The organism is Myceligenerans crystallogenes (genome assembly GCF_039529775.1).
Taxonomy (GTDB): Bacteria; Actinomycetota; Actinomycetes; order Actinomycetales; family Cellulomonadaceae; genus Myceligenerans; species Myceligenerans crystallogenes.
Genome location: NZ_BAAANL010000003.1, coordinates 443587 through 465606 on the forward strand (window position 1 = coordinate 443587; position 22020 = coordinate 465606).

General features: G+C 74.3%; 15 protein-coding genes. 10 read left to right on the top strand and 5 right to left on the bottom strand.

Going from position 1 to position 22020, the window contains the following annotated elements; translation table 11 throughout:
- Positions 1–365: 365 nt before the first annotated feature.
- The 3 genes from ABD208_RS09580 to ABD208_RS09590 all read left to right on the top strand — a co-directional run bounded on the left by ABD208_RS09580 (position 366) and on the right by ABD208_RS09590 (position 5644).
- Positions 366–1961 (top strand): ricin-type beta-trefoil lectin domain protein, encoded by a 1596-nt coding sequence (locus tag ABD208_RS09580; RefSeq protein WP_344101959.1) that lies wholly within the window; start codon positions 366–368, stop codon positions 1959–1961.
- Positions 1962–2222: 261 nt separating this feature from the next.
- Complete coding sequence (locus ABD208_RS09585) at positions 2223–3035, top strand: ABC transporter ATP-binding protein (RefSeq protein WP_344101962.1); 813 nt, start codon at positions 2223–2225, stop codon at positions 3033–3035.
- The gene (locus tag ABD208_RS09590; RefSeq protein ID WP_344101965.1) at positions 3032–5644 is read left to right on the top strand and encodes an ABC transporter permease; all 2613 of its coding nucleotides are present in this window, start codon (positions 3032–3034) and stop codon (positions 5642–5644) included. The genes ABD208_RS09585 and ABD208_RS09590 overlap by 4 nt, the downstream gene beginning before the upstream one ends.
- A 63-nt stretch (positions 5645–5707) precedes the next feature.
- Here the strand turns inward: ABD208_RS09590 and ABD208_RS09595 are convergent, their stop codons facing one another.
- The gene (locus ABD208_RS09595) at positions 5708–7063 is read right to left on the bottom strand and encodes a sensor histidine kinase (RefSeq protein WP_344101967.1); all 1356 of its coding nucleotides are present in this window, start codon (positions 7061–7063) and stop codon (positions 5708–5710) included.
- A 4-nt stretch (positions 7064–7067) separates the two neighbouring features.
- Entirely contained in the window at positions 7068–7751 is a 684-nt protein-coding gene (locus ABD208_RS09600) for a response regulator transcription factor (RefSeq protein WP_344101969.1), read from the bottom strand.
- Positions 7752–7923: 172 nt separating this feature from the next.
- Here ABD208_RS09600 and ABD208_RS09605 point away from each other — a divergent pair, with 172 nt between their 5' ends.
- The 4 genes from ABD208_RS09605 (at position 7924) to purE (ending at position 12031) form a co-directional block, all read left to right on the top strand.
- Positions 7924–9315, top strand: a complete 1392-nt coding sequence (locus ABD208_RS09605) for a sensor histidine kinase (RefSeq protein WP_344101971.1) — start codon at positions 7924–7926, stop codon at positions 9313–9315.
- Positions 9312–10067: a response regulator gene (locus ABD208_RS09610; RefSeq protein ID WP_344101974.1), complete on the top strand. Its 756-nt coding sequence runs from the start codon at positions 9312–9314 to the stop codon at positions 10065–10067. Before ABD208_RS09605 ends, ABD208_RS09610 begins: the two co-directional genes overlap by 4 nt.
- 62 nt (positions 10068–10129) lie before the next feature.
- Positions 10130–11377, top strand: a complete 1248-nt coding sequence (locus ABD208_RS09615; protein WP_344101977.1) for a 5-(carboxyamino)imidazole ribonucleotide synthase — start codon at positions 10130–10132, stop codon at positions 11375–11377.
- A gap of 138 nt (positions 11378–11515) precedes the next feature.
- Positions 11516–12031, top strand: a complete 516-nt coding sequence (gene purE, locus ABD208_RS09620) for a 5-(carboxyamino)imidazole ribonucleotide mutase (RefSeq protein ID WP_344101979.1) — start codon at positions 11516–11518, stop codon at positions 12029–12031.
- Positions 12032–12183: 152 nt separating this feature from the next.
- Here purE and ABD208_RS09625 read toward each other — a convergent pair whose 3' ends face one another.
- From ABD208_RS09625 to ABD208_RS09635, 3 genes are all read right to left on the bottom strand, one after another.
- Positions 12184–13905, bottom strand: coding sequence for a DUF5719 family protein (locus tag ABD208_RS09625; RefSeq protein ID WP_344101982.1), 1722 nt, complete (start codon positions 13903–13905; stop codon positions 12184–12186).
- Entirely contained in the window at positions 13902–17615 is a 3714-nt protein-coding gene (locus ABD208_RS09630) for a glycosyltransferase (protein ID WP_344101984.1), read from the bottom strand. Before ABD208_RS09630 ends, ABD208_RS09625 begins: the two co-directional genes overlap by 4 nt.
- A 90-nt stretch (positions 17616–17705) precedes the next feature.
- On the bottom strand, positions 17706–18032 hold the full coding sequence (locus tag ABD208_RS09635; RefSeq protein WP_344102298.1) for a WhiB family transcriptional regulator: 327 nt from the start codon (positions 18030–18032) through the stop codon (positions 17706–17708).
- A 250-nt stretch (positions 18033–18282) separates the two neighbouring features.
- Here ABD208_RS09635 and ABD208_RS09640 point away from each other — a divergent pair, with 250 nt between their 5' ends.
- The 3 genes from ABD208_RS09640 (at position 18283) to ABD208_RS09650 (ending at position 21937) form a co-directional block, all read left to right on the top strand.
- Entirely contained in the window at positions 18283–19017 is a 735-nt protein-coding gene (locus tag ABD208_RS09640; protein ID WP_344101987.1) for a TIGR03089 family protein, read from the top strand.
- An 86-nt stretch (positions 19018–19103) separates the two neighbouring features.
- Positions 19104–20405, top strand: a complete 1302-nt coding sequence (locus ABD208_RS09645; protein WP_344101990.1) for an LCP family protein — start codon at positions 19104–19106, stop codon at positions 20403–20405.
- Positions 20406–20416: 11 nt separating this feature from the next.
- Positions 20417–21937 (top strand): LCP family protein, encoded by a 1521-nt coding sequence (locus ABD208_RS09650; RefSeq protein WP_344101993.1) that lies wholly within the window; start codon positions 20417–20419, stop codon positions 21935–21937.
- Positions 21938–22020 lie beyond the last annotated feature (83 nt).

Below are 22020 nucleotides of genomic sequence, written 5' to 3' on the forward strand. Positions count from 1 at the left end.
CGAGGGCCGGGGAGCGCGCGACGGCGGTCAGCGGCCTCGTCACCATGCAACGACGCCCTCCCAGGGGTGTCAATCGGAACGGGATATACGTGACCGGAGCATGACGTAGCCATACGTTTCGCGCACTGAATCCATGCCGTCGAGGCTTCCGTCCGAGAGTGTGGTGCGGGCGCCCGGCCGCTAGGTACTTCCCACACCGTTCCTTGGTAACTGTTCAGTAACGGGGGGTGCTCCTTCTAGCATCGCCATGGATCTCGTCCGGCACGCACGACGTGGTGCGCGCCGTCGGCAGGTGCTGGCACGACGGCGTCGTCGTTCCCTCCCTGCCTCCGTCCCACGGAACCCGAGGCAGAGAGGGAGCAGACATGACCGGATCATCGAAGGCGCCGTACCGGCGGAGGCGACCGCACCGGCGCGTGGTGAGCACCTGGGCGTCGATCGCGCTGGCGGCCGGCAGCACGCTGGCCGGGGTGGCCCTGGTGGGGCCGCCGGCGGGGGCGGAGCCCGGATCGCGGCCGGCGTCGTCGGACACCCCCGCGCCGGGTCCGGGCCTGCCCGACGGGCAGGTCCGGGCGTTCGAGCGCGACCTCGGCCTGGAGGAGGGGGAGATCCCCGCCCGCCTCGCGCTCGACGCGCGGGCCGCCGGGATGGAGGCGCGGTTCGAGAGGCAGTTCGGTGACGCCTACGCCGGGACCTGGGTCACCCAGGACGCCGACGCCGTGCGCGTCGCCGTCACGACCAGGGCCGCCGCGCGGCAGGCGCGCGCGGCGGGGGCCGAGGCCGTCGTCGTGCGGCACGGGCTCGGCGAGCTGACCGCGTGGAAGGAGGCGCTGGACGACGCGAACGCGCCGGACTCCGTGCACGCGTGGTTCGCGGATCCGGCCACGAACGAGCTGGTGGTGCGGGCCGCCGACGTACGCGCGGCGCGGGCGCTGGCGGAGCGGGCGGGGGTGCCTGCCGGCGTCGTGCGCGTCGAGCGGTCCGGTGTCGCGCCCGTGCCCGCGCGCGACATCCGCGGCGGCGACGAGTTCCGCCGCCCCACGGGCGGCGGGTACGTGCTGTGCTCGATCGGCTTCGCCGTGCAGGGCGGGTTCGTGACGGCCGGTCACTGCGGGGCCACGGGCAACGCGGTCACGGCGTCCGACGGCGCCGCGCTCGGGACGTACGCCGGCTCGCAGTTCCCGGGCCACGACTGGGCGTGGGTGCGGACGAACGCCGGCTGGACGCCGCAGCCGGCGGTGAACAACTACGCGGGCGGCACCGTCGCGGTGGCGGGGTCGAACGAGATGCCGGTCGGGGCCGCGGTGTGCCGTTCGGGGCGGACGACCGGCTGGCGGTGCGGCGTCATCCAGGAGAAGAACGTCACCATCAACTACGGCAGCGGCGACATCCCGGGCATGGCCACGGGCTCGGCGTGCGCCGAGGGCGGCGACTCCGGGGGCGCGGTGATCTCCGGGAACCAGGCGCAGGGCGTCACCTCCGGGCGGATCGGGGACTGCTCGAACGGCGGGCGGTTCATCTACCAGCCGATCAACCCGATCCTGTCGAACTACGGCCTCAGCCTGACGACGACCGGCGGGGGTGGCCGGCCGATCGTCGGCTACAACAACAAGTGCGTCGACGTGCCGAACAGCAGCTTCGCCGACGGCGTCCAGCTCCAGATCTGGACCTGCAACGGGACGGCCGCGCAGCGGTGGACCTTCCACCCGGACGGCACGGTCCGCGCGGGCGGGATGTGCATGGACCTGGCCTGGGGCAACGCGGCGAACGGCACCGCGGTGCAGCTGGTGAACTGCAACGGGAACGTGGCGCAGCGGTGGGTGCTCTCGGGGGCGGGCGACCTGGTGTCCGTGGCCGTGAACAAGTGCGTCGACGTGGCGGGCTGGAACGGCGACGACGGTACGAAGCTGCACATCTGGGAGTGCACGGGCGGGGCGAACCAGAAGTGGTGGCTCGGCTAGCGGTTGGTGCGGCGGGGTGAGCTCCGACGCGGACGGCAGCGGCGCCGCGCGGCGGTGAGGTGCTTGAACGGCGGGCCCGGGACCCTGAGGGTTCCGGGCCCGCCGGCGTACCTGCCTGGGTGGATCCCCCCTGCCTCCCGTACGACCTGGGTATGACCCGGCCCGGGCCCAGGACCATCCCTTCGCCTGACGACTCGGGGCCCGGCGCTCCGTAGATTTTCCGGTGTTCGCAACACACACTTCGTCTCGAGGAGACCTTTCGTGGACACCACCGTGTACGTCCCGGCCGACGGCACCCGCGCCGTCCGGGCGCGCGCCCTGACCAAGACCTACGGCGCCGGCGAGGCCGCGGTCCATGCGCTGGACGGCGTGGACGTCGACTTCGCCGCCGGTCAGTTCACCGCGATCATGGGACCGTCCGGTTCGGGCAAGTCGACGCTGATGCATCTGCTCGCCGGGCTGGACACCGCGACCGCCGGCCAGGCGTTCGTCGGCACCACCGATGTGACCGCGCTCAACGACAAGGGCCTGACCACGTTGCGCCGGGACCGCGTCGGTTTCGTGTTCCAGCAGTTCAACCTGCTGCCGATGTTCACCGCCGAGCAGAACATCACGCTCCCGGTGCAGCTCGCGGGCGGCACCGTGGACCGCGAGTGGTTCGGCACGCTGGTGCGGACCCTGGGCCTGACCGAGCGTCTCACGCACCGCCCCGCCGAGATGTCCGGCGGCCAGCAGCAGCGCGTCGCCATCGCCCGCGCCCTCATCGCGCAGCCCGACGTCGTCTTCGCCGACGAGCCCACCGGTAACCTCGACTCCCGCTCCGGCGCCGAAGTGCTCAGCTTCCTGCGCCGCTCCGTCCGCGAGCTGGGCCGCACCATCATCATGGTCACGCACGACCCCGCGGCCGCTGCCTACGCCGACCGCGTCGTCCTGCTCGCCGACGGCCGCATCGCCGGTGACATCTCCGACCCCACCCCGGAATCCGTGCTCGCGGGCCTGGACGCCCTGCGCACACTCGAGCCCTCCGTCGCCACCGGCACCACCCCGGTCGTCCCCGAGGCAGGCCTGCGATGACGACGACCGCCACGGCGCCGGCGCGCACGTCGCCGGCCGCGGGCGCGACGCCGCCCCGCAACGACCTGCCCACCATCCGGTACACGCTCGCCCAGATGCGCCGCAGCGCCGGGCGGCTCACCGCGGCCGGGATCGCGATCCTCATCGGGACCGCGTTCGTGGCCGTCACCCTGATCGCGGGCAACGTGATCACCCGCACCACGTACGACACGGTCGCCGCGCGGTACGCCGACGCCGACGTCGTCGTCAAGACCGGCGCCGACAGCTGGCAGCAGGACGTCGAGGCCGTGCGCGCCGTCGACGGCGTCATGGCGGCACAGCCCGTCCTGACCGGATACCTCGATCTCAGCGCCGGCGGCGGCCGCTCCTACGGCGAGGCGTTCGCGCTCCCGGACGACGAGCGGCTCAGCCCGCTGCGCATCACCGACGGCGCCTGGCCCGCCGCGCGCGGCGAGATCGCGGTGCCCGAGCAGATCGCCGAGCGACTCGAGATCGGCGTGGGCGACACGGTCACCGTCCACGGCTGGGAGGTCACCGACCCCGAGACCGGCGAGGGCGAGGAGACCACCGAGGAGGTCACGGTCAGCGGCATCACCGAGGACCTGTTCAAGGCGTACGCCGCCAGCGGCGGCGCCGTGGTCGCGATGCCCCAGGACATGGTCAAGTGGTCCGACCCGCCCGAGGTGGGCGAGGTCTTCGAGGTCATGGCCGTCCTCGACCCGTCGGTGATGTCCGACGGCGAGCCGACCGCGGCGATCCGGGAAGCCCTGGCCGCCGCCGTCGTCAGCGACGGCCGGCCCGAGGTGCTGTCCGTCGACGAGCACGCCGCGGAGATCAGCGCCGAGCAGACCGGCGGCGAGGACCTCGTGTTCCTCGTGTTCGTCCTGACGTTCGCCGCCGTCGCCCTCGTGGTGGCGGGTCTGGTCATCGCGAACACCTTCCAGGTGCTCGTCGCGCAGCGGACGCGCACGCTGGCGCTGCTGCGCTGCATCGGCGCCGGACGCGGGCAGCTCTACCGGTCGGTGCTCTTCGAGGCGTTCGTGCTCGGCGCGCTGGCGTCGCTCGGCGGCGTCGTGACGGGTGCGCTGCTGGCGCAGATCGCGCTGTGGGTCGCGCCGCGGTTCGACCTCGGGGTCCCGCTGCCGTCCGTCGTGGAGCCGACCCCGCAGGTGGTGCTGCTGCCGCTGGCCGTCGGCGTCGTCGTGACGATCCTGGCCGCGCTGGCCCCGGCCATGAACGCGACCCGCGTCGCGCCGCTCGCGGCGCTGCGGCCGGCCGCCGCGCCGAGCCTGCGCCAGGGCGCGGGCCGGGTGCGGGCGGTGTTCGCGCTGCTGTTCACGCTCGGCGGGGCCGGGCTGCTGGCGCTGGCGGTCCTGGTCCTGCACGACGACCCGGAGTACGGCCTGCTGGTCGCGGTGGCCGGCGGCGCGCTGTCGCTCGTCGGCGTGATCGTCGGGGCCGTGTTCTGGCTGCCGAAGGTCGCCGCGTTCTTCGGCCGGCTGACCGGGGCGAGCGGACCGGCGGCCAAGCTGGCCGCCGCGAACACGCTGCGCAACCCGCGCCGCACGTCGGCCACGGCGACCGCGCTGCTCATCGGCGTCACGCTGATCGTGACGATGGCGACCGGGGCGGCGGCCGCCCGGGCCACGGCCACGACCGCGCTGGACCTGCAGTTCCCGATGGACGTCATGGTCGGCGCCGGTGCGACGGACGTGCCGGGCGACACGGCGAGCCGCGTCGCGGACGCCGCGAGCGTGGACGCCGTCGCGGAGATCCGCACGGCCGACGGCACGTTCAGCGACAACGGCTACGTGACCCTCAGCGCGGCCGCTCCGGACGCGCTCCGCGGCGCCGTGCGCGACGCCGGCGAGGTCGACGCGATCCAGCCGGGCAGCATCCTCTTCTCGCCGACCGCCCTGAAGGAGTGGGGCGTGGAGGCCGGCGAGCGGATCGAGGTCAAGGGTCCCGGCGGGAAGCTGCCCCTCACGATCGTGGTCACCGAGAGCGAGGCGTTCACCGGGTTCGTGACCGAGGCCGACCTGGCGAAGGTCGCCCCGGAGGCGGAGCTGACCCAGGTCTGGGCCTCGCTGGCCGACGACGCCGATCCGGCCTCGGGCCTCGCGGAGGTCCAGGAGGCCCTGAACGACGACGGCCTGATGGTGCTGGGGCTCGCGGCCCAGCGCGCCCAGTTCGAGCAGGTGATCAACCTGATGCTCGGGATCGTCGTGGGCCTGCTGGCGGTGGCCGTCGTGATCGCGGTGATCGGCGTGACCAACACGCTGTCGCTGTCGGTCATCGAACGACGCCGTGAGTCGGCCACGCTGCGGGCGATCGGCCTGAGCAAGTCCCAGCTGCGGGGCATGCTCGCGGTCGAGGGCATGCTCATCGCGGGGGTCGGCGCGGTGCTCGGCATCGTGCTGGGGCTCGTGTACGGCTGGGCGGGTGCGGCGACCGCGCTGTCGGTCATGGGCGAGGTGACCTACCCGGTCCCGTGGGTGGACCTGGCCGTGGTGCTGGCCGTGTCCCTGGTCGCGGGCCTGATCGCCTCGGTCGCCCCGGCCCGGAACGCCCTGCGGGCGTCCCCGGTGGAGGCCCTGGCCGCGGAGTGACCCGGCTGCCGTGAGGTGGTGCCCGACGCCGTCGGGCACCACCTCACGCTGTTCCGGGACCGGTCAGCGCAGGCCCCAGCGCCGGCGTTTGGCGGGTTCCATCGACGAGACCGTCGAGCCGACCGGGAGGACGGCCTGCGGGTCGTAGCTGCGCGGGACACCGGCCAGGAAGACCGAGAAGACCGGCGGCGTGCGCTGGCTCAGCTCCAGGCGGCCGCCGTCGGCCGTGACCAGGTCCCGGGCCAGCGCGAGGCCCAGGCCCGTGCCGTTGCCGGAGGTCACGCCGCGCTCGAAGATCTGGCCCACCATGTCCTCGGGCACGCCCTCGCCCTCGTCGGTGACCTCGACGGCGACCATGCCGCGCGTGCCGGAGGGTCGCGCCCGCAGCGTCGTCGTCCCGTCGCCGTGCTTGAGGGAGTTCTCCAGCAGGGTCGACAGCGCCTGCGCGAGGGCGCCCGGCGTGGCCAGCACGCGCTCGTCCTCGGGCTCCTCGACGACGAGCGAGCGGCCCGCTGCCTCGAACGTGTCGCGCCACTCCTCGCGCTGCTGCCGGAAGACCACGGAGAGATCCACGGACTCGGTGGTGCCGCCCTGCGCCTTGCGCGAGCGGGCGAGCAGATCGTCGACGACGCCGACGAGCCGCTCGACCTGCTCGAGCGAGATCCGGGCCTCCTCCTGCACGTCCGGCTCGGAGGACATCAGCGTGATCTCCTCCAGGCGCATGGTGAGCGCCGTGAGCGGCGTGCGGAGCTGGTGGGACGCGTCGGAGGTGAACTGCCGCTCGACGGCGAGCCGCGCGGCCAGCCGGTCGGAGCTGCGGGCGATCTCGGCGGCGACCAGGTCGATCTCCTCCACGCCCGACTCCTCCAGGCGCGGCCGCACCTGGCCCGCACCCAGCTGCTCGGCGGCGCCGGAGAGGTAGACGAACGGCCGGGCCAGGCGCTCGGCCTGCCAGGCGGCGGTCACCGAGCCGGCGGCGAACGCCGCGGCGCTGCCGATGAGCATGAGGAAGACGAGCTGCCCGGACTTGATGTACGCGGGCCAGGCGGAGACCTCGATGGTCACGCCCACCAGGGGTGAGGTCGTGTTGGTCGCCGCCGCGCTGATGGTGGGGCCGGCAGGCTCCTCACCGCGGGCGATCAGCGTGCCGTTCGGCAGGCTGACCGTGATGTAGGCCGGGGTCTCGGTCGCGCCCGGCTGCACGTGGTGCTCCAGGAGGTCCTCCGAGAGCTGCCCCTCGCTGCTCGACCGGGACACCTCCTGGGTGACCTCTTCGACGAACCGGGTGGCCCGCTGCTCGATGCGCTGGACCTCGGTGTCGTAGACGAACCGGGCACCGAAGATCGCGAAGGGCACACCGAGCAGCAGAACCGCGACAGCGACCGCGACCATCGTCGCTTGGACGATGCGGTGGCGCATGTGGCTAGCTCGCCCCGATCTCGAAGCGGAACCCGAGACCGCGCACCGTGGAGACGTAGCGCGGCGCGTTGGCGTCGTCGCCGAGCTTGCGGCGCAGCCACGAGACGTGCATGTCGAGGGTCTTGGTGGAGCCGACCGGGTCGGAGCCCCACACGTCACGCATCAGCGTGTCGCGGACGACGACGGAGCCGGCGTTCTGCACGAGCACCCGCAGCAGGTCGAACTCCTTGGTGGTCAGGTGGAGCTCGCGGTCGCCCTGGAAGGCGCGGTGGGCGGAGACGTCCACGCGCACGTCCTGGGCGTGCAGCTCCTCCTCCTCGCCGGTCTCGCCGTGCGTGCGGCGCAGGAGGGCCCGCACGCGCGCGAGCAGCTCGGCCAGGCGGAACGGCTTGGTCACATAGTCGTCGGCGCCGGCGTCCAGGCCGACGACGAGGTCGACCTCGTCTGCTCGTGCGGTCAGCACCAGGACCGGCACGGTCAGGCCGCTGCCGCGAATCTCCCGCGCCACGTCCAGACCGTCCATATCGGGCAGGCCTAGATCGAGGACGACGATGTCCGCCCCGCTCGCGTGCTCGATCGCGCCTTTGCCGGTTCCTTGCACGACGACGTCATAACCCTCACGGGTGAGCGCACGCGCCAACGGCTCGGCAATGGCCGGGTCGTCCTCAGCTAGGAGTACGTGAGTCATTCCGCCATGGTAGGGCATAACACGCGTCGTGGCTGCCAACGGACGTGGTACGGATCGTGAAGGCCCGAAACGGTTCGGTCGCCCGACGCGAACCGTGCAAATTCTCCCCTGCCCAGGGAATTGCTACCACGGTATGACGCACCGGTCAACGGCGCGCCGTACTGTGGCGGTCGTGGAACGTCCCAGCCTGTACGAGCGCGTGACCGAATGGTTCGAACGGCACCGCTTCGCCGTCGACCTGATCGTCGCGGCGGCCGCCGCGTTCGTCACGATCCCGGGCGGCTACGCGAGCGCCCGGATGGTCGCCTACGGCATGCCGGAGATGCCCGGATTGCTCATGGCGGCCTGGGCGGGGGTGATGACGGTTCCCTTCGTCTGGGTCCGGACACGGCCCGTCGTGCCCGCCTTCTGCCTGTTCCTGCTCGCCGTGGGGCACCTCGCGATCGGTGCGCCTCTGCTCCTCCCGGTCGACCTCCTGCTGCCGTACGCGGCGTACGGGCTGACGGCCCACGGCCCGCGCTGGGCGCCGCGGGCTACGATCGTCCTCGCGACGGTGGGCTGCCTGGCGTTCGGCGGATCGCTGCTCGCGCACTACGCGGGGGACCCGTTCGCGGTCATGGTGGCGGTCTTCGCCTACTTCGTCTTCCTCACCTCCTGGGCGCTCGGCCTCTTCCGGCGGGCGCGCCGCACCATGCTGGACGCGCTCCGCGACCGCGCCGGGCGCCTGCAGCTCGAACGCGACCAGCAGGCGGAGATCGCCTCGGCCGCCGAACGCGCCCGGATCGCCCGCGAGATGCACGACATCGTCGCCCACTCGCTCTCGATCGTCATCGCGCAGGCCGACGGCGGACGCTACGCCGCCGCGCACGACCCGGCGGCGGCCGAGCGCTCCCTGAAGACCATCGCCGAGACAGGCCGGGCCGCGCTGGCCGACATGCGCAAGATCCTCGGCGTGCTGCGCACGGGCCCGTCCGAGGGGGTCCCCGGCGGGGCCGCGGGGCCCGGCGTGGTGTCGCCGTCGGGGCGCCACCTGGTGCCGGCCGCCGGCCCGCACGGAGCCGCGCCGGAGGCCACCGGCTCCGGCTCTCCCGACGCGGGGTCGGAGGTGCGGCCGCTGGCTCCTCAGCCCGACGTGACGCAGATCGAGGCGCTCGTCGAGCAGACCCGGTCGGAGGGGATGCGCGTCTCCTACGCGCGGGTCGGCGACGAACGCCGGCTCCCGCCCGGGATCGGGCTCAACATCTACCGTGTCGCCCAGGAGTCGCTGACGAACGTCCGCAAGCACGCGGGCCCGGGCCCGCACGTGACGGTGCTGGTCCGCTGGGGCGAACGGGAGGTCGAGCTGGTGGTGTCCGACGACGGCCGCGGGCTCGCGTCGTCGGGCGAACCGACGGCGCCGGGCTCCGGCTACGGCCTGCTCGGCATGCGCGAACGCGCCGAGCTCCTCGGCGGGTCCCTCGCCGCGGGGCCCAAGCCGGGCGGCGGCTTCAAGGTGCGCCTGGTAGTACCTCTTCCCCGTACCGCACCCGCCGATCCCGCCGATCCCACCGACGAGGAGTCATGACCGACACCGCCCCCAACGCCGCCCCGGACCCCGGCCCGTACGCGGAGCCCGAGCCCGCCGCCCCGACCCGCGTCGTCCTCGTCGACGACCAGCAGCTCGTCCGAGCGGGCCTGCGCATGGTCATCGACTCCCAGCCCGACCTCACCGTCGTGGGGGAGGCCGGGGACGGGGTCCAGGCGCTCCGCCTGCTCGCGGGTACGCGGGCCGACGTCGTCCTCATGGACGTGCGCATGCCGCACCTCAACGGCCTGCAGGCCACGGAGCGACTGCTCGGCGCCGACGGCGTGACGCCCGGCGAGGACGGCGTGCCGCGCGTCGTCGTCCTGACCACCTTCGACCTGGACGAGTACGTCCTGGAGGCGATCCGCGTCGGTGCGAGCGGGTTCCTCCTCAAGGACGCGCCGCCCGAGGAGCTGCTCACCGCGATCCGGACGGTGCACCGCGGGGACGCGGTGATCGCGCCGTCGTCGACGCGGCGCCTGCTGGAGCACCTCGTGACGGCCCTGCCCGCGAACGACCCGCAGGGCGCGGAGTCGCACGCGGCGCTCGGGCGGCTGACGGGGCGCGAGCGCGAGGTGCTCGTGCTCATGGCCCGCGGCCGGGCCAACCAGGAGATCGCGGCGGAGCTGTTCGTCGCGGAGGCGACGGTGAAGACGCACGTCGGCCGGGTCCTGGCGAAGCTGGGCGCCCGCGACCGGGTGCAGGCCGTGGTGATCGCGTACGAGACGGGACTGGTCCGCCCGGGCAGCTGACCCCTGCGGGTCCGGGGGCCGGGCTGCTCGCCCGCGGGGCCCGGCCGGTATTCTTGGCCCACGTGACATCTCCTGCGCCATCCGCACCGCCCGGCCCGCCCGTCATCGCCGTCGTCGGCGGCGGGCAGCTCGCCCGGATGATGGCGCCCCCGGCCTCGGAGCTGGGCGTGCGGCTGCGGGTGCTCGTCGAGGACGCGGCGTCGGCCGCCGCGCAGGTCGTCACGGACGCGCCCGTCGGGGCGGCGTCGGACGACGACGCGATCCGCGACCTCATCGCCCCGCGCGACGGCGGCGCCCCCGCGTCCGTCCTGACGTTCGAGCACGAGCACGTGCCCAACGCGCTGCTCGCGGACCTGATCGAGCACGGCACGCCCGTGCGCCCCGGGCCGCACGCGCTCGTCGCGGCGCAGGACAAGATCGTGATGCGCACCCGGCTCGGCGCGCTCGGCGTGCCGTGCCCCCGGTGGCGGGCGCTGCCGCCGTCGGTCGAGGAGGGGACCGTCGCGCTCGAGGAGTTCCTCGCCGACGTCGGCGGGCAGGCGGTCGTGAAGCTCGCGCGCGGGGGATACGACGGCAAGGGCGTCCGCGTGGTGTCCGGCGCGGGTGAGGCCGACGACTGGCTGGTCGGCGCCGGGCAGGGCGGGCCGCTCGTGCTGGCCGAGGAGAAGGTGCCGTTCCGGCGGGAGCTCGCGGTGCTGGTCGCGCGGCGGCCGTCGGGCGAGGTGCGGACGTGGCCGGTGGTGGAGTCGATCCAGCGCGACGGTGTCTGCGCCGAGGTGATCGCGCCCGCGCCGGGGTTGTCCGGCGACGTCGGCGCGCGCGCCCGCGAGATCGCGGTGGCGGTCGCGGAAGGGCTGGACGTCACGGGCGTGCTGGCGGTCGAGCTGTTCGAGGTGCCGGCCGACCCGGCCGATCCCGCGGGGCCGACGACGGTGCTGGTGAACGAGCTCGCGATGCGCCCGCACAACTCGGGGCACTGGACGATCGACGGCTCGGCGACGAGCCAGTTCGAGCAGCACCTGCGCGCCGTGCTCGACCTGCCGCTCGGGTCGACGGCGGCGGTGGCGCCGTGGACCGTGATGGTGAACGTGCTGGGCTCCGCGCGGCCGGACCTCGCGGGCGCGCTGCCGGAGGTGCTGGAGCGCTACGACACCGCGCGCGTCAACCTGTACGGCAAGGACATCCGCCCCGGCCGCAAGCTGGGCCACGTGAACGTGAGCGGCACGGACCTCGACGAGGTCCGGGCGGCTGCCCGGGGGGCCGCGGCGCTCCTGATGGGCAAGGACGTGGAACACGTCGAGTTGGCCTAGTGTGGTCGGTCGGTTGTAGCTCGAGGTCGGTCCGATGGCGAGCAGTCGGTTCCCCGGGGGGCCGACCGCACTGACATCCGGCCGACCGCTCGACAGGGGGCCGACGATGGTTTCGAGCAGCAGGGACTAGGAGTTGGTATGAGCAGTGGAGCGCAGGTCGGCATCGTCATGGGGTCCGACTCCGACTGGCCGGTGATGAAGTCGGCGGCCGAGGCCCTGGCCGAGTTCGACGTCCTGGTCGAGGTCGGTGTCGTGTCCGCGCACCGCATGCCCGCCGAGATGATCGACTACGGCCGCGAGGCCGCCGGGCGCGGGATCCGCGTGATCATCGCGGGCGCGGGCGGCGCGGCCCACCTGCCGGGGATGCTAGCCGCGGTCACCCCGCTGCCGGTGATCGGCGTCCCGGTCCCGCTCAAATACCTGGACGGGATGGACTCCCTGCTCTCCATCGTCCAGATGCCGGCCGGGGTCCCGGTCGCCACGGTCTCCATCGGCGGTGCCCGCAACGCGGGCCTTCTGGCGGCACGCATCCTCGCCTCGGGAACTGACGAGGCGTCGGCGGCCCTGCGGGACCGCATGCTCACCTTCCAGGACGACCTGCGCGCCGTGGCCCAGGCCAAGGGCGAGAAGCTCCGCGCCGAGCTCGCGGAGTAGGCGTTCCGCCAGCGGCCGGCTCGCGCGCGGCCGTGGGCGGCGGGCCGAGGCCTGTGGGCCGTGGCCTGGGGCTTCGCGTGGCGGAGCGGTACGACGACGATCCGCTCGCCTGGCGCGAGTGACGTGGCCGCCCGGCGCTACGGCCGGGCGTGTCACTCGGCGACGATGCTCCGGACCTGGGTTCGGCCCGCGGTGGTGCCGGGTTCCGGTGGTGCCAGGACGGCGACCAGCGAGTCGTCGTCGGCCGCCAGGTGGAGGGACCAGGCGACCGGCGTGCCGGACGCCGAGGTGACCGCGACGGCGGCGACGTCGTCGCCCAGGGGCACGAGGTCGTCGGGGGTCAGCCGGGCGGCCTCGCCTGCGGGGAGGGCCAGGCCGGACGTTCCCGTTGCCGATCCGTCCGGGGCGTAGCCCGTGATCGTGACGTCTGCCGTGCCGGCGGGGCGGGTGTCGTCCGAGCGGTCCTCGGGGAGTGCCGCGATGCTCAGCGACCACGACGTGTTCTCCGGGACCGCGAGCGGGCCGGCGGGTTCGGCGGTGATCGGCCGGGCGGGGATCCAGGCGGTGTCGTACGGGGTCTCGTCGATCACCGGGTCGCCCGTCGTCTCGCCCGGGCTGTGGGTCACACCGGCGCTCACCACCGGGACGGTCGCGTCCACCGCGAGCGTGTACCCGCCCTCCGGGAGGCCGCCCAGGGGGACGTCGGTGACCGCTCCGGCCTGGAGGGCGACGTCCTCCACGCCACGCAGCCAGGTCTGGCCGTCGGCTCCGTAGATGCTGATGCGCGCCGACCCGTCGCGCTCCCCGGGGGCCAGCAGCCGCAGCTGGGGAGCGTGCGGGTCGTCCATCGACTCGCCGTCGCTCACGATACCGGTCACCGTCTGGGACGACGACGGCGCGGTGCCCGGCGCGATCAGGTCCGCGCCCTGCGGCACCAGGCCGTCGATCCGGTGGTGCTGGACGTAGGCGTTGATGCGTCCGCCCTGACTCGTCGCGTGGACGGCGATGCGTGGCTGCCCGGGGGCGATCGCCTCCAGCGTGGTCTCGACCTGCTCGCCCGGCGGGACGACCACGAGGGCCTTGCCGCCCAGCGTCACCGGACCGGCCGGCCCCCAGACGGCGAGGGACACCGACGCCGCGGTTCGCCCCGGGTTCTGCAGCACGAGCCGCGCGCTCGATCCGATGTCGGTGGAACCGCCCACGAGCCAGTGCTCGATCGCCGGCTCCCGGCACGCGCCGGCCACGAGCCCGCGCAGGTCGCCTTCGGTGGTGACCGAGGTCGCTGTCGCCGCCGCGAACTCGCCGGGCGCCGCGCGCACGACCTGTGCGGGGTCCGGCGCGCTCAGGCTCTCGTTCTCGCTGTCGCTCTCGCTCTCACTGCCGTCGCCGGTGCTGTCGGCGTCGCCGTCCCCGGTGCTGTCGCTCTCGCCGTCGTCGCCGTCGCCGTCGTCGTCGCCGTCGTCGTCGCCGTCGTCGTCGCCGTCGCTGTCGCTCTCGCCACCGTCGATGGTGCTGTCGTCGACGGTGGCGTCGCCTTCGCTGCCTGCGGTGCCGTCGTCGCCCTCGTCGCTGCCGATCAGGCCGGTGACGACGGGCTCCGCGGCGGTGATCCGCAGGCCTGATTCCGTCTCGACCGGGGTGGCGTCGAACTCGTCGTCACCGACGTCCTCCTGGACGAGCCGCGCCGGGGACGGGCACACCAGCGTGGTCTCCCCGGGGTCGACGTCGACCGCGCGAGGTGCCGCCTCGGGCTCCGGGCCGTCCGGTGCGTGCTGTGCGAGCAGGGCCACGGCGACGACGCAGGCCGCCCCCAGCACGTGGGCGCCCACCTTCCGCGTCGTCGTCCAGGCGCTGCGCAACCGCGGGGCTCTCATGACCGCCTCCGTCCGCCGACGGGCAGTGCGAGCAGCAGGAACACCACGCCGATCAGGCCCAGGGCGACGAGCCAGGTCGCCCGGTGCGGCAGGTCGTAGCCGACGACGAGCCTGCCGCCGTCCGGCCCGAGCTCGAAGCCCTGCAGGGTCGCTCCGGCAGCCTCGACCTCGATCGGCGTCAGGCGCCGTCCGTCGAGGGTCGCGGTCCACCCGGGTGCGGCGGTCTCGGCGAGGACCACGCGCCGGCCCGCGTCCCCGGGGGGCACGTCGGTGCGGACGCTCGCGCCGCCGGAGGGGAGGGGCGTCGCCGCGCTCTCCGCGCCGTCGGCGCTCTCGCCCCGGGTTTCGGCGCTGCTCGGCCCGGCGGCGGTGCCGGGCTCTGCCCGGTCGCCCTGGTCGATCCGCGCCCAGCCGGGGACGGCTCCGCCGGCGTCCCGGACCCGCCAGAGCGTGACCGGCTGGCCCTGCGTGATCCGCTCGACCCCCGGCACCATGTCGAGGGCCGCGGTCAGCTCGGCGTTGCGCAGGGCGCCGCCGGGGGCGTCGGCCGCGTCGCCCCGGGCCGCGCTCGTGTCCCCGGCGGACCCTGTGTTGCCCGCGAACCCTGTGTCCCCGGTGGCCCCCGTGTCCCCCGCGAACCCCGTGTCCCCGGTGGCCCCCGTGTCCCCGGTGGATCCCGCGTTCCCGGTGGATCCCGCGTCCTCCGCGGGCCCGCCCGCGTGCGGCGTCGGTACCTGGACGGCGCCGATGCCGAGCTCCGCCAGGCGGGCGGCGACGTCCGGGTCGGTTCCGGCGGCGAGCCGGGCGGCGATGTCGTCGATCGCGTCGGTCCGGGCCGCCGAGGCGCTGACCGACGCGTCGGTGAGCTGCGTGCCGCCGGCGCGCAGGAGGGCGTGCTCGACGACGCCGTCGTCGGTGACGCCGAGCTGGAGCACGCGCGACTGGCGGGGCGGGGCCTGCATCTGCTGTCCGACGGCGGGGACGGCGGGCTCCGCGGTGGCGTGCAGGCCGTCGGCCGACAGGGGGCCCGCCAGGTACCAGGAGGTGAGCCCGGCCGCGGCGATCAGGCCGAGGAGGACGGGAGTCGCGACCCCCAGCGCTCGCAGCGCCGCGAAGGCGCGGGCCGGGCGGCGCGGCCGGGCCGAGCGCGTGGCGCACAGGGCGGCGCCGCCCAGCCCGAGCAGCACGAGGGACGCCGCCGCCGCACCTGAGCCCGTGGCGCCCGCCGCGAGGCCGCTGAACCCGAGCCGGTCCAGCAGGCCCGCCGCGCCGTCGTCGGACAGCACGACCAGCGCGAGACCGCACGCCGCGGTGAACCAGCCGAGGCGCGCGCCCGCGGCGCGCGGGCCGGCGAGCGCGATCAGCGCCGTCACGACCAGCAGGCCGCCCAGCAGGTAGGGGCCGTATCCGAGGCCCGGCAGGACGCCGCCGAACCAGGCGTTCGGGCGCCCGGTCAGGCCGAGCAGCGCCTGCCAGCCGGGCACGTCGGGGGCGACGACGGAGCCGGGGAGGGCGAGCGGGTCCGCGAGGAGCAGCGTGACGTCGCGCGTGCGGACCACGTGCAGCAGCAGCGGGGCGGCGACCGCCAGCGCGGGCAGCAGTGCCAGGCCCAGGTGCGGCCTGCGGCGGGGCCGTACGGCGCAGGCCGCGGCGGCCAGCACCAGCAGCGCCACCGGCAGCAGGGCCGGCGCGCCGCTCACCGCTGCTGCCAGGACCAGGCCCGCGGCGCCTGCCGCGCCGAGGCGGCGGCCGCGGTTCTCCGTCAGCGACGCGGCGCGGGAGGCGCTCAGGAGCAGGGGCTGCTCGTGGATGTCCTCCACGCTGACCCGGGCCGGGACGTCGGTGCGCTGCGCGCCCACCGATCGCACGAGGGCGAGGGCCGCCCAGGGCAGGGCGAGGTGCGCGACGACGGCGCCGAGCAGCCCGTCCGACAGGGCGCCGAGCAGCGGGGGAGCGGCCGCCCAGGCGAGCGCTGCGACCGCCCGTACGCCGACCGACCGGGTCAGCGCGCCGGACGCCGCCCAGCCGCCGAGCGCCGCGAGCGGCAGGGCCGCGACGAACAGGGCGTTCACACCCGCCTGCAGGGAACCCGCGGCGAGCGTGGCCAGGACGGTCAGGGTCAGCAGCAGCGGATCGCCCGGCCCGGCCTGGCCGAGCCCCGTCCGGATCCAGCCGGACGTCGCCGCCGTCCAGACCTGGCCCGTGTCGGCCGACGCCGGGAGCAGGGACCCGCCCACCAGCCGGCCGCCGTCGGCCAGCGTGCCGAGGACCGGGCCGAAGACGGCGGCGGCGAAGCCAGTCGCCACGAGCAGGACGAGCGTCAGGACCGTGCGGCGCCGCGCGGCCAGCCGGCGCAGGTCGGCGTGGTCCAGGTCGTCCGGGGCCTGCGCGCGGGCGTCGGCGCGGGCCAGGCGGCGCTCGCGGAACTCCCGCACCGACTGCCGCCAGGTGCCGAGCAGCGGGCGCAGCACCCGGCGCGGCTGGGTCGCGGTGCGCGCCGCGCGGCGCCGGGCGCGCAGCACGCTGCCCAGCCCGAGCAGCATCCAGGCCGGGGCCGCGAGCTCGTCGCGGGCGGCCGCGGGCTGCTTCACCGCGAGCCGGTAGGCCGCGAGGAAGGGTGCCCCGGCGACGACGGCGAGCATCACCCAGCCGAGCAGCCAGGGCGCGGCCGCCACGAGGCGGTACCGCAGCTGGGCGCGGCGCCGGCGGCTGCGCGTGGCCGGGTCCCGCAGGGAGACCTGGGCGTGCCGCACCACCGCGGACGGCACCACGATCACCCGGTGCCCCGCCAGGTGGACGCGGCGGCAGAACTCCAGCGAGTCGCCGAACGGCCCGTACTCCGCGTCGGTACCGCCCAGCTCGCGCCAGACCGCGTGCTTCACGAGCGCACCGGCGAGGCCCACGGCCAGGACGTCCTCGCGCGCGTCGTGCTGGCCCTGGTCGATCTCGGTGTCGTCGAGGCCGGTCATCCGGCGGCCGCTCGGCGAGACGGTGTAGCCGACCTGGAGCAGCAGGCCGCGGCCGGGGGCGGCCGGGTCGAGCGGCGTGCCGTCGTCGTCGGACTCCCACAGGCGCTGCTTGGGGCCGGCGACCGCGACCGTGGCGCTGTGCTCGACCGACCTGACGAGCGCGGCGAGCGCGCCGGGCTCGGGGGCGGAGTCGTCGTGCAGCAGCCAGAGCCAGTCGGGGGCCCGGTCGCGGGACGTCATGTCGTTCGTGCTGCCCGAGCCGCTGGGGATGGCGCGCGGGGTACCGCGTACGCCGCCGGGGTCCGTGGGGATGACGTGCGGGGTGCGGCTCACACCGCCGGGGTCCGTGGTGGTGCCGCGCAGGGTGCCGCCCGCGCTCTCGGTCGCGGGTCCGCCGGCGGCGTCGTGCTCCGCGGCGAGATCCGCGAGCGCGGCGTTCACCGCGTCGCCGAACGAGCGGGAGCGGCTCGCGGCGACATAACGTGCGCCGTTCAGCGTGAGCCCGCGGTGGGCGGCGGTGGAGGGGGCGGTGTCGACGTCGACGACGACGATCGCGTGGGGAGCGTGGCTCTGCGTGCGGAGCGCGGCGAGGGTGGCCTCGAGGTGCGGGCTCCTGCCGCGGGTGACGACCACCGCGGTGACGGTGACCACGGCCGGGACAGCTCCCGTGACCGACCTGACCGCGTCGAGCGCGGTGTCGGTGCTCCGGGCGGGCCCGAGGCCCGTGGGTGACGAGGTCATCTCGCGACCCATCATGCGCATCGTGCGCCGGATCCGCAGTCCGAGGGGACATCAGCGGCGTGTCGCCCCTGGGACGGGACGAGCGTTATGTCAGACAGCGCGGCGCTTCAGCTTGCGGCGCTCGCGCTCGGACAGGCCGCCCCAGATGCCGAAGCGCTCGTCGTTCGCGAGGGCGTAGTCGAGGCACTCGGCCTTGACCTCGCAGCCCTGGCACACCTTCTTGGCCTCACGCGTCGAGCCGCCCTTCTCCGGGAAGAAGGCCTCGGGGTCCGTCTGGGCGCACAGCGCGCGTTCCTGCCAGCTCATCAGGGCGTCGTCGGCGTCGGAATCGAAGAGGGACAGGACGTCCGCCATCTTCTCGCTCGGACGTTCGGTGTCGGACGGAATTCCCCCGCCCGGTTCCAGCATGTTCCACATGATGTGCCCCTCCATGCCGTCGGACTCTATGTCTTGTGCGGCGTCGTGTTGTGCAAGTCCGCACCACCTGCCGGCTACGAAAACTGCATACATGGAATTACACGCGTGTCGTGTGGAGTCGTCAAGCGGAAGTGTGCTATCGGCACGGGGCTTCACAAGAAAATCGCCCCCACCTCGACGGACGGTCACGTGCCCGCAACAACGGCGAGGTGCTCGCGGACGCCGCCGCCTGCCGCATAGGCTCGGTTCCATGCTCGTCTCGACTCTTCTCGATGGTCTGCAGTCCGATCCCGGCCGCCCCCGCCTCACCTGGTACGGCGACGACGGCGAACGCGTCGAACTCTCCGGCGCGGTCCTCGCCAACTGGGTGGCGAAGACCACGAACCTGCTCGTCGAGGAGTACGACGCACGGCCCGGCACAAACGTTGGGGTCGATCTTCCGGTGCACTGGCGGACGGTCACCTGGGCGCTCGCGGCCTGGCGGGTGGGGGCGACGGTGGTGGTCGCCCCCGACGGTGCCACGCCGGGCGCGGGAGGGGTCCCGGACCTCGACGTCGTCGTCACCCACGCGCCCGGGCGCTGGGCGGGGACACCCGCCGACCTCGTCGTCGTCAGCCTGCCCGCCCTCGCGCGGCGGTACGACGGCGAGCTGCCGCCCGGGGCGATGGACGCGGCGTCGGCCGTCATGACGTATGCGGACCAGATCATCTACGCGCCCGAGCCCGAGGCGGACCGCGCGGCGCTGACGGACCTGGCCACCGACGCCGTCGTCGGGCATGCCGAGCTCGTTCCGGAGGGCGGCGCCGGTTCGCGGATGCTCGTCGACGGGCGGGGCGCCGTCGGTGAGGTGCTGCGCGAGGCGCTGCGGGCCTGGGCCGGCGGCGGTTCCGTGGTGCTGACGAGTCCGGCGACCGCGGCGGCGCTCGACGCCGATTCCGACCGGCTCGACCGGCTTGTCGCCATGGAAAAGGTTGCCGCGCGCTGAGCCACCGGGGGTCTCCACGAACCCTCTACTGTCCCTCTGTGCGGCCTCTGCTCCTGGGCAAGAGCGCTCGCCTATGCTCTGAAGTTGTGACCTTTCCCGACTTCAGTACGCCCGGAGCGGGCCAGGACCCTGAGTCCGGTCCCGCCCACGCGCGGGTGCTGAGCAGGGCAGGAGGCACTTCGCGGGTCGTCGCGCTGGCCGTCACGGCGGTGCTGGTGCTGGGGGTCGCGGGGGCCTGGGCCGCGGTGGCGCGGTGGGGCATGAACATCGACCGCGCCTCGACCTCCGGGCTGACCAACCGCCCGGAGAAGGTAATCCCGGACCCGAGCGAGGGTGAACCCGTGAACCTGCTCGTCATGGGCAGCGACTCGCGCGAGGGTGAGAACGGGAACATCGGCGGGACGACGTCGGGCGGCCAGCGTTCCGACACGACGATCCTGCTGCACGTCTCCGCGGACCGGTCGCGCATCGAGGCGATCTCCATCCCGCGGGACTCCACCGTCGAGATCCCCTCGTGCGTCACGACGGGCGGGGAGTCGACGGCGCCGTCGTACGGGAAGTTCAACGGGGCGTTCGCGATCGGGGCGAGCGTGGGCGGCGACACGGCGTCCGGCGCGCTGTGCGCGATGCAGACCGTCGAGGCGCTGACCGGGGTGTACCTCGACGGGTTCGTCGTGATCGACTTCCAGGGGTTCCAGCGGATGATCGACGCGGTCGGCGGGGTCGAGATCTGCGTCGAGGAGGAGATCTACGCCCCCAAGGCGAACGACCTGCACCTCACGGCCGGCCTGCACACGCTCGACGGGAGCACGGCGCTCGACTTCGCGCGGGCGCGCTACGGCGTCGGCGACGGGAGCGACACGAGCCGCATCGGGCGGCAGCAGGAGCTGCTCGCCTCACTCGTGCGGACGGTGTTCAGCGCGGAGACGCTCGCCGACCCGGCCAAGACCCTGCGGTTCGTCGACGCCGTGACCAGCTCCATGACGATGGACGAGCAGACCGCGCGGATCGACTACCTGACCGGGCTCGCCTACAGCCTGCGCGGGCTGCGGCCCGAGACGGTGACGTTCGTGACCGTGCCGTGGGGCTCGGACCCCTACAACTCCAGCAACGTGGTGTGGACCGACGAGGCCGCGCTGCTCTGGGAGAACATCCAGCAGGACCGCCCGGTCGGCCACGACCCGGCCGCCGCCTCCACCGCGCCCGCCGCGGCGGAAGGCGAGCAGGGCGACGTCGCGGGCACCTCGGCCGAGTCCGGCGCGTCGGACGCGCCGACGACGCCGGCGGGGGAGAACATCGACTCCACGGCGTCCGCAAGCGCCGACGACGTCAAGGAACCCGGCAAGGAAGCGTTCACCGGTGCCGACACGACTGCCGTCTGCGGCTGACGGAGAGAGATATGCCTGATCCCAAGACCGACGACGACGCCACCCGCGTCGCGAACGACGCCGCACGGGTCGCCCCGCCGATCCCCCCGAGCTTCACGCCGCAGCAGGCGGGAGACCGGCCGGGGGCCGACGGCGCGATCGCCGTGGGCGACGCCGCGCCCGGCGTCTCGTCGGCCAACCCGGACGCGTCGGGAATTCCCGTCGCGACCCCTGGAACTGGTATTCCTGTGGGCGAACGAATCAGCGAACCACGCATCAGACGTCAGTCCTCACGGGAGGTCCCAGTGTCCGGTGGAAGTACCCCACCACCCATACCGCCGCGGCCGGTGCCGCCGCGCGGCAACCAGCCACCGCAGTCCATCCCGCCGCGCAGCACCACCGGGCGCGCGTCCGGCATGAACGCCGCGCGGGTCCCGGCGCAGCCGCGCCCGGGGCAGGCCCGGCCGGGGACCATCCGGCCCGGCTCGCAGCACCACCAGCCAGCCGCGCCCGTGCGGCCCGGGCCGGCCGGCCCGCGGGGGCCGCAGGCGCCGCCGCCCGCCGGGCCCGGATACGGGCGCCCGCAGCTGTCGTCCCCCGCGGGGCGGCCGCGGCGCAAGGTGCCGCTGAAGTTCATCGCGATCCTCGTGCTGCTCGCCCTGATCGCCTGGCCGATCGGCCTGCTGATCTGGGCGAACGGGAAGATCCAGCACGTCGAGGCGCTGTCCGGCGCCGAGGACACCCCCGGTACGACGTACCTGCTCGCCGGCTCCGACGCGCGTGGGTCGGGCGGCGTCAACGACATGACGACCGGTGCGCGCACGGACACGATCCTGCTGCTGCACAAGCCGCAGTCCGGGCCGACGGCGCTCATCTCGCTGCCGCGTGACACCCTCGCCGAGATCGAGGGCGTGGGGGCGAACAAGCTCAACGCGGCGTTCTCGTTCGGCGGGGCGCCCCTGCTCGTCAAGACGGTCGAGAACCTCAGCGGGCTGACCGTCGACCACTACGCGGAGGTCGGGTTCGGTGGCGTCAGCGACATCGTCGACGCCGTGGGCGGCGTCGAGCTCTGCTACAAGGAGAAGGTCGACGACTGGCGCTCGAAGCTGAAGTGGCCGGGCGGCTGCCACGAGGCCGACGGGCAGACGGCGCTCGCGTTCGCGCGCATGCGCTACTCCGATCGCGAGGGCGACATCGGCCGCGCCAAGCGGCAGCGCCAGGTGATCGGCAAGGTCGGCCAGGCGATCAAGGACCCGGGTCTGATAGTCAACCCGTTCAGGCAGGTCGCTGTCGTCAACGCAGGCCTCGGCTCGCTGACAGTCGACAACGACACTGACATCATCGATCTCGCAGGGCTGGCCCTCGCCTTCCAGAGCGCCAACGGAGAGGACGGGGTCACCGGGACGCCGCCGATCGCGAGTTTGGGCTACGACCCGGGCAACGGTGCGGGTTCCACGGTACTTCTGGGTCCTGAAGACGCGGTCGCCAAGTTCTGGACCGATCTCCGCGAAGGGAAGCTCCCGCCGGGAGAGGTGAATTCGCTCACGCAATAGACCGTGCGGCGCGAGTAGGTGGATGCCGTCCAATGTGGCCATCCATCTACTCCGCGCATGTAAGAGCAGCACGCTCGGACCGC

Bases quoted from the DNA above. Each gene is read 5' to 3' on its own strand.
- purE (WP_344101979.1), top strand. From the start codon at position 11,516: ATGAGCAGTGGAGCGCAGGTCGGCATCGTCATGGGGTCCGACTCCGAC.
- ABD208_RS09635 (WP_344102298.1), bottom strand. From the start codon at position 18,032: ATGTGGAACATGCTGGAACCGGGCGGGGGAATTCCGTCCGACACCGAA.
- ABD208_RS09580 (WP_344101959.1), top strand. From the start codon at position 366: ATGACCGGATCATCGAAGGCGCCGTACCGGCGGAGGCGACCGCACCGG.
- ABD208_RS09595 (WP_344101967.1), bottom strand. From the start codon at position 7,063: ATGCGCCACCGCATCGTCCAAGCGACGATGGTCGCGGTCGCTGTCGCG.
- ABD208_RS09650 (WP_344101993.1), top strand. From the start codon at position 20,417: ATGCCTGATCCCAAGACCGACGACGACGCCACCCGCGTCGCGAACGAC.
- ABD208_RS09600 (WP_344101969.1), bottom strand. From the start codon at position 7,751: ATGACTCACGTACTCCTAGCTGAGGACGACCCGGCCATTGCCGAGCCG.
- ABD208_RS09590 (WP_344101965.1), top strand. From the start codon at position 3,032: ATGACGACGACCGCCACGGCGCCGGCGCGCACGTCGCCGGCCGCGGGC.
- ABD208_RS09640 (WP_344101987.1), top strand. From the start codon at position 18,283: ATGCTCGTCTCGACTCTTCTCGATGGTCTGCAGTCCGATCCCGGCCGC.
- ABD208_RS09630 (WP_344101984.1), bottom strand. From the start codon at position 17,615: ATGACCTCGTCACCCACGGGCCTCGGGCCCGCCCGGAGCACCGACACC.
- ABD208_RS09625 (WP_344101982.1), bottom strand. From the start codon at position 13,905: ATGAGAGCCCCGCGGTTGCGCAGCGCCTGGACGACGACGCGGAAGGTG.
- ABD208_RS09610 (WP_344101974.1), top strand. From the start codon at position 9,312: ATGACCGACACCGCCCCCAACGCCGCCCCGGACCCCGGCCCGTACGCG.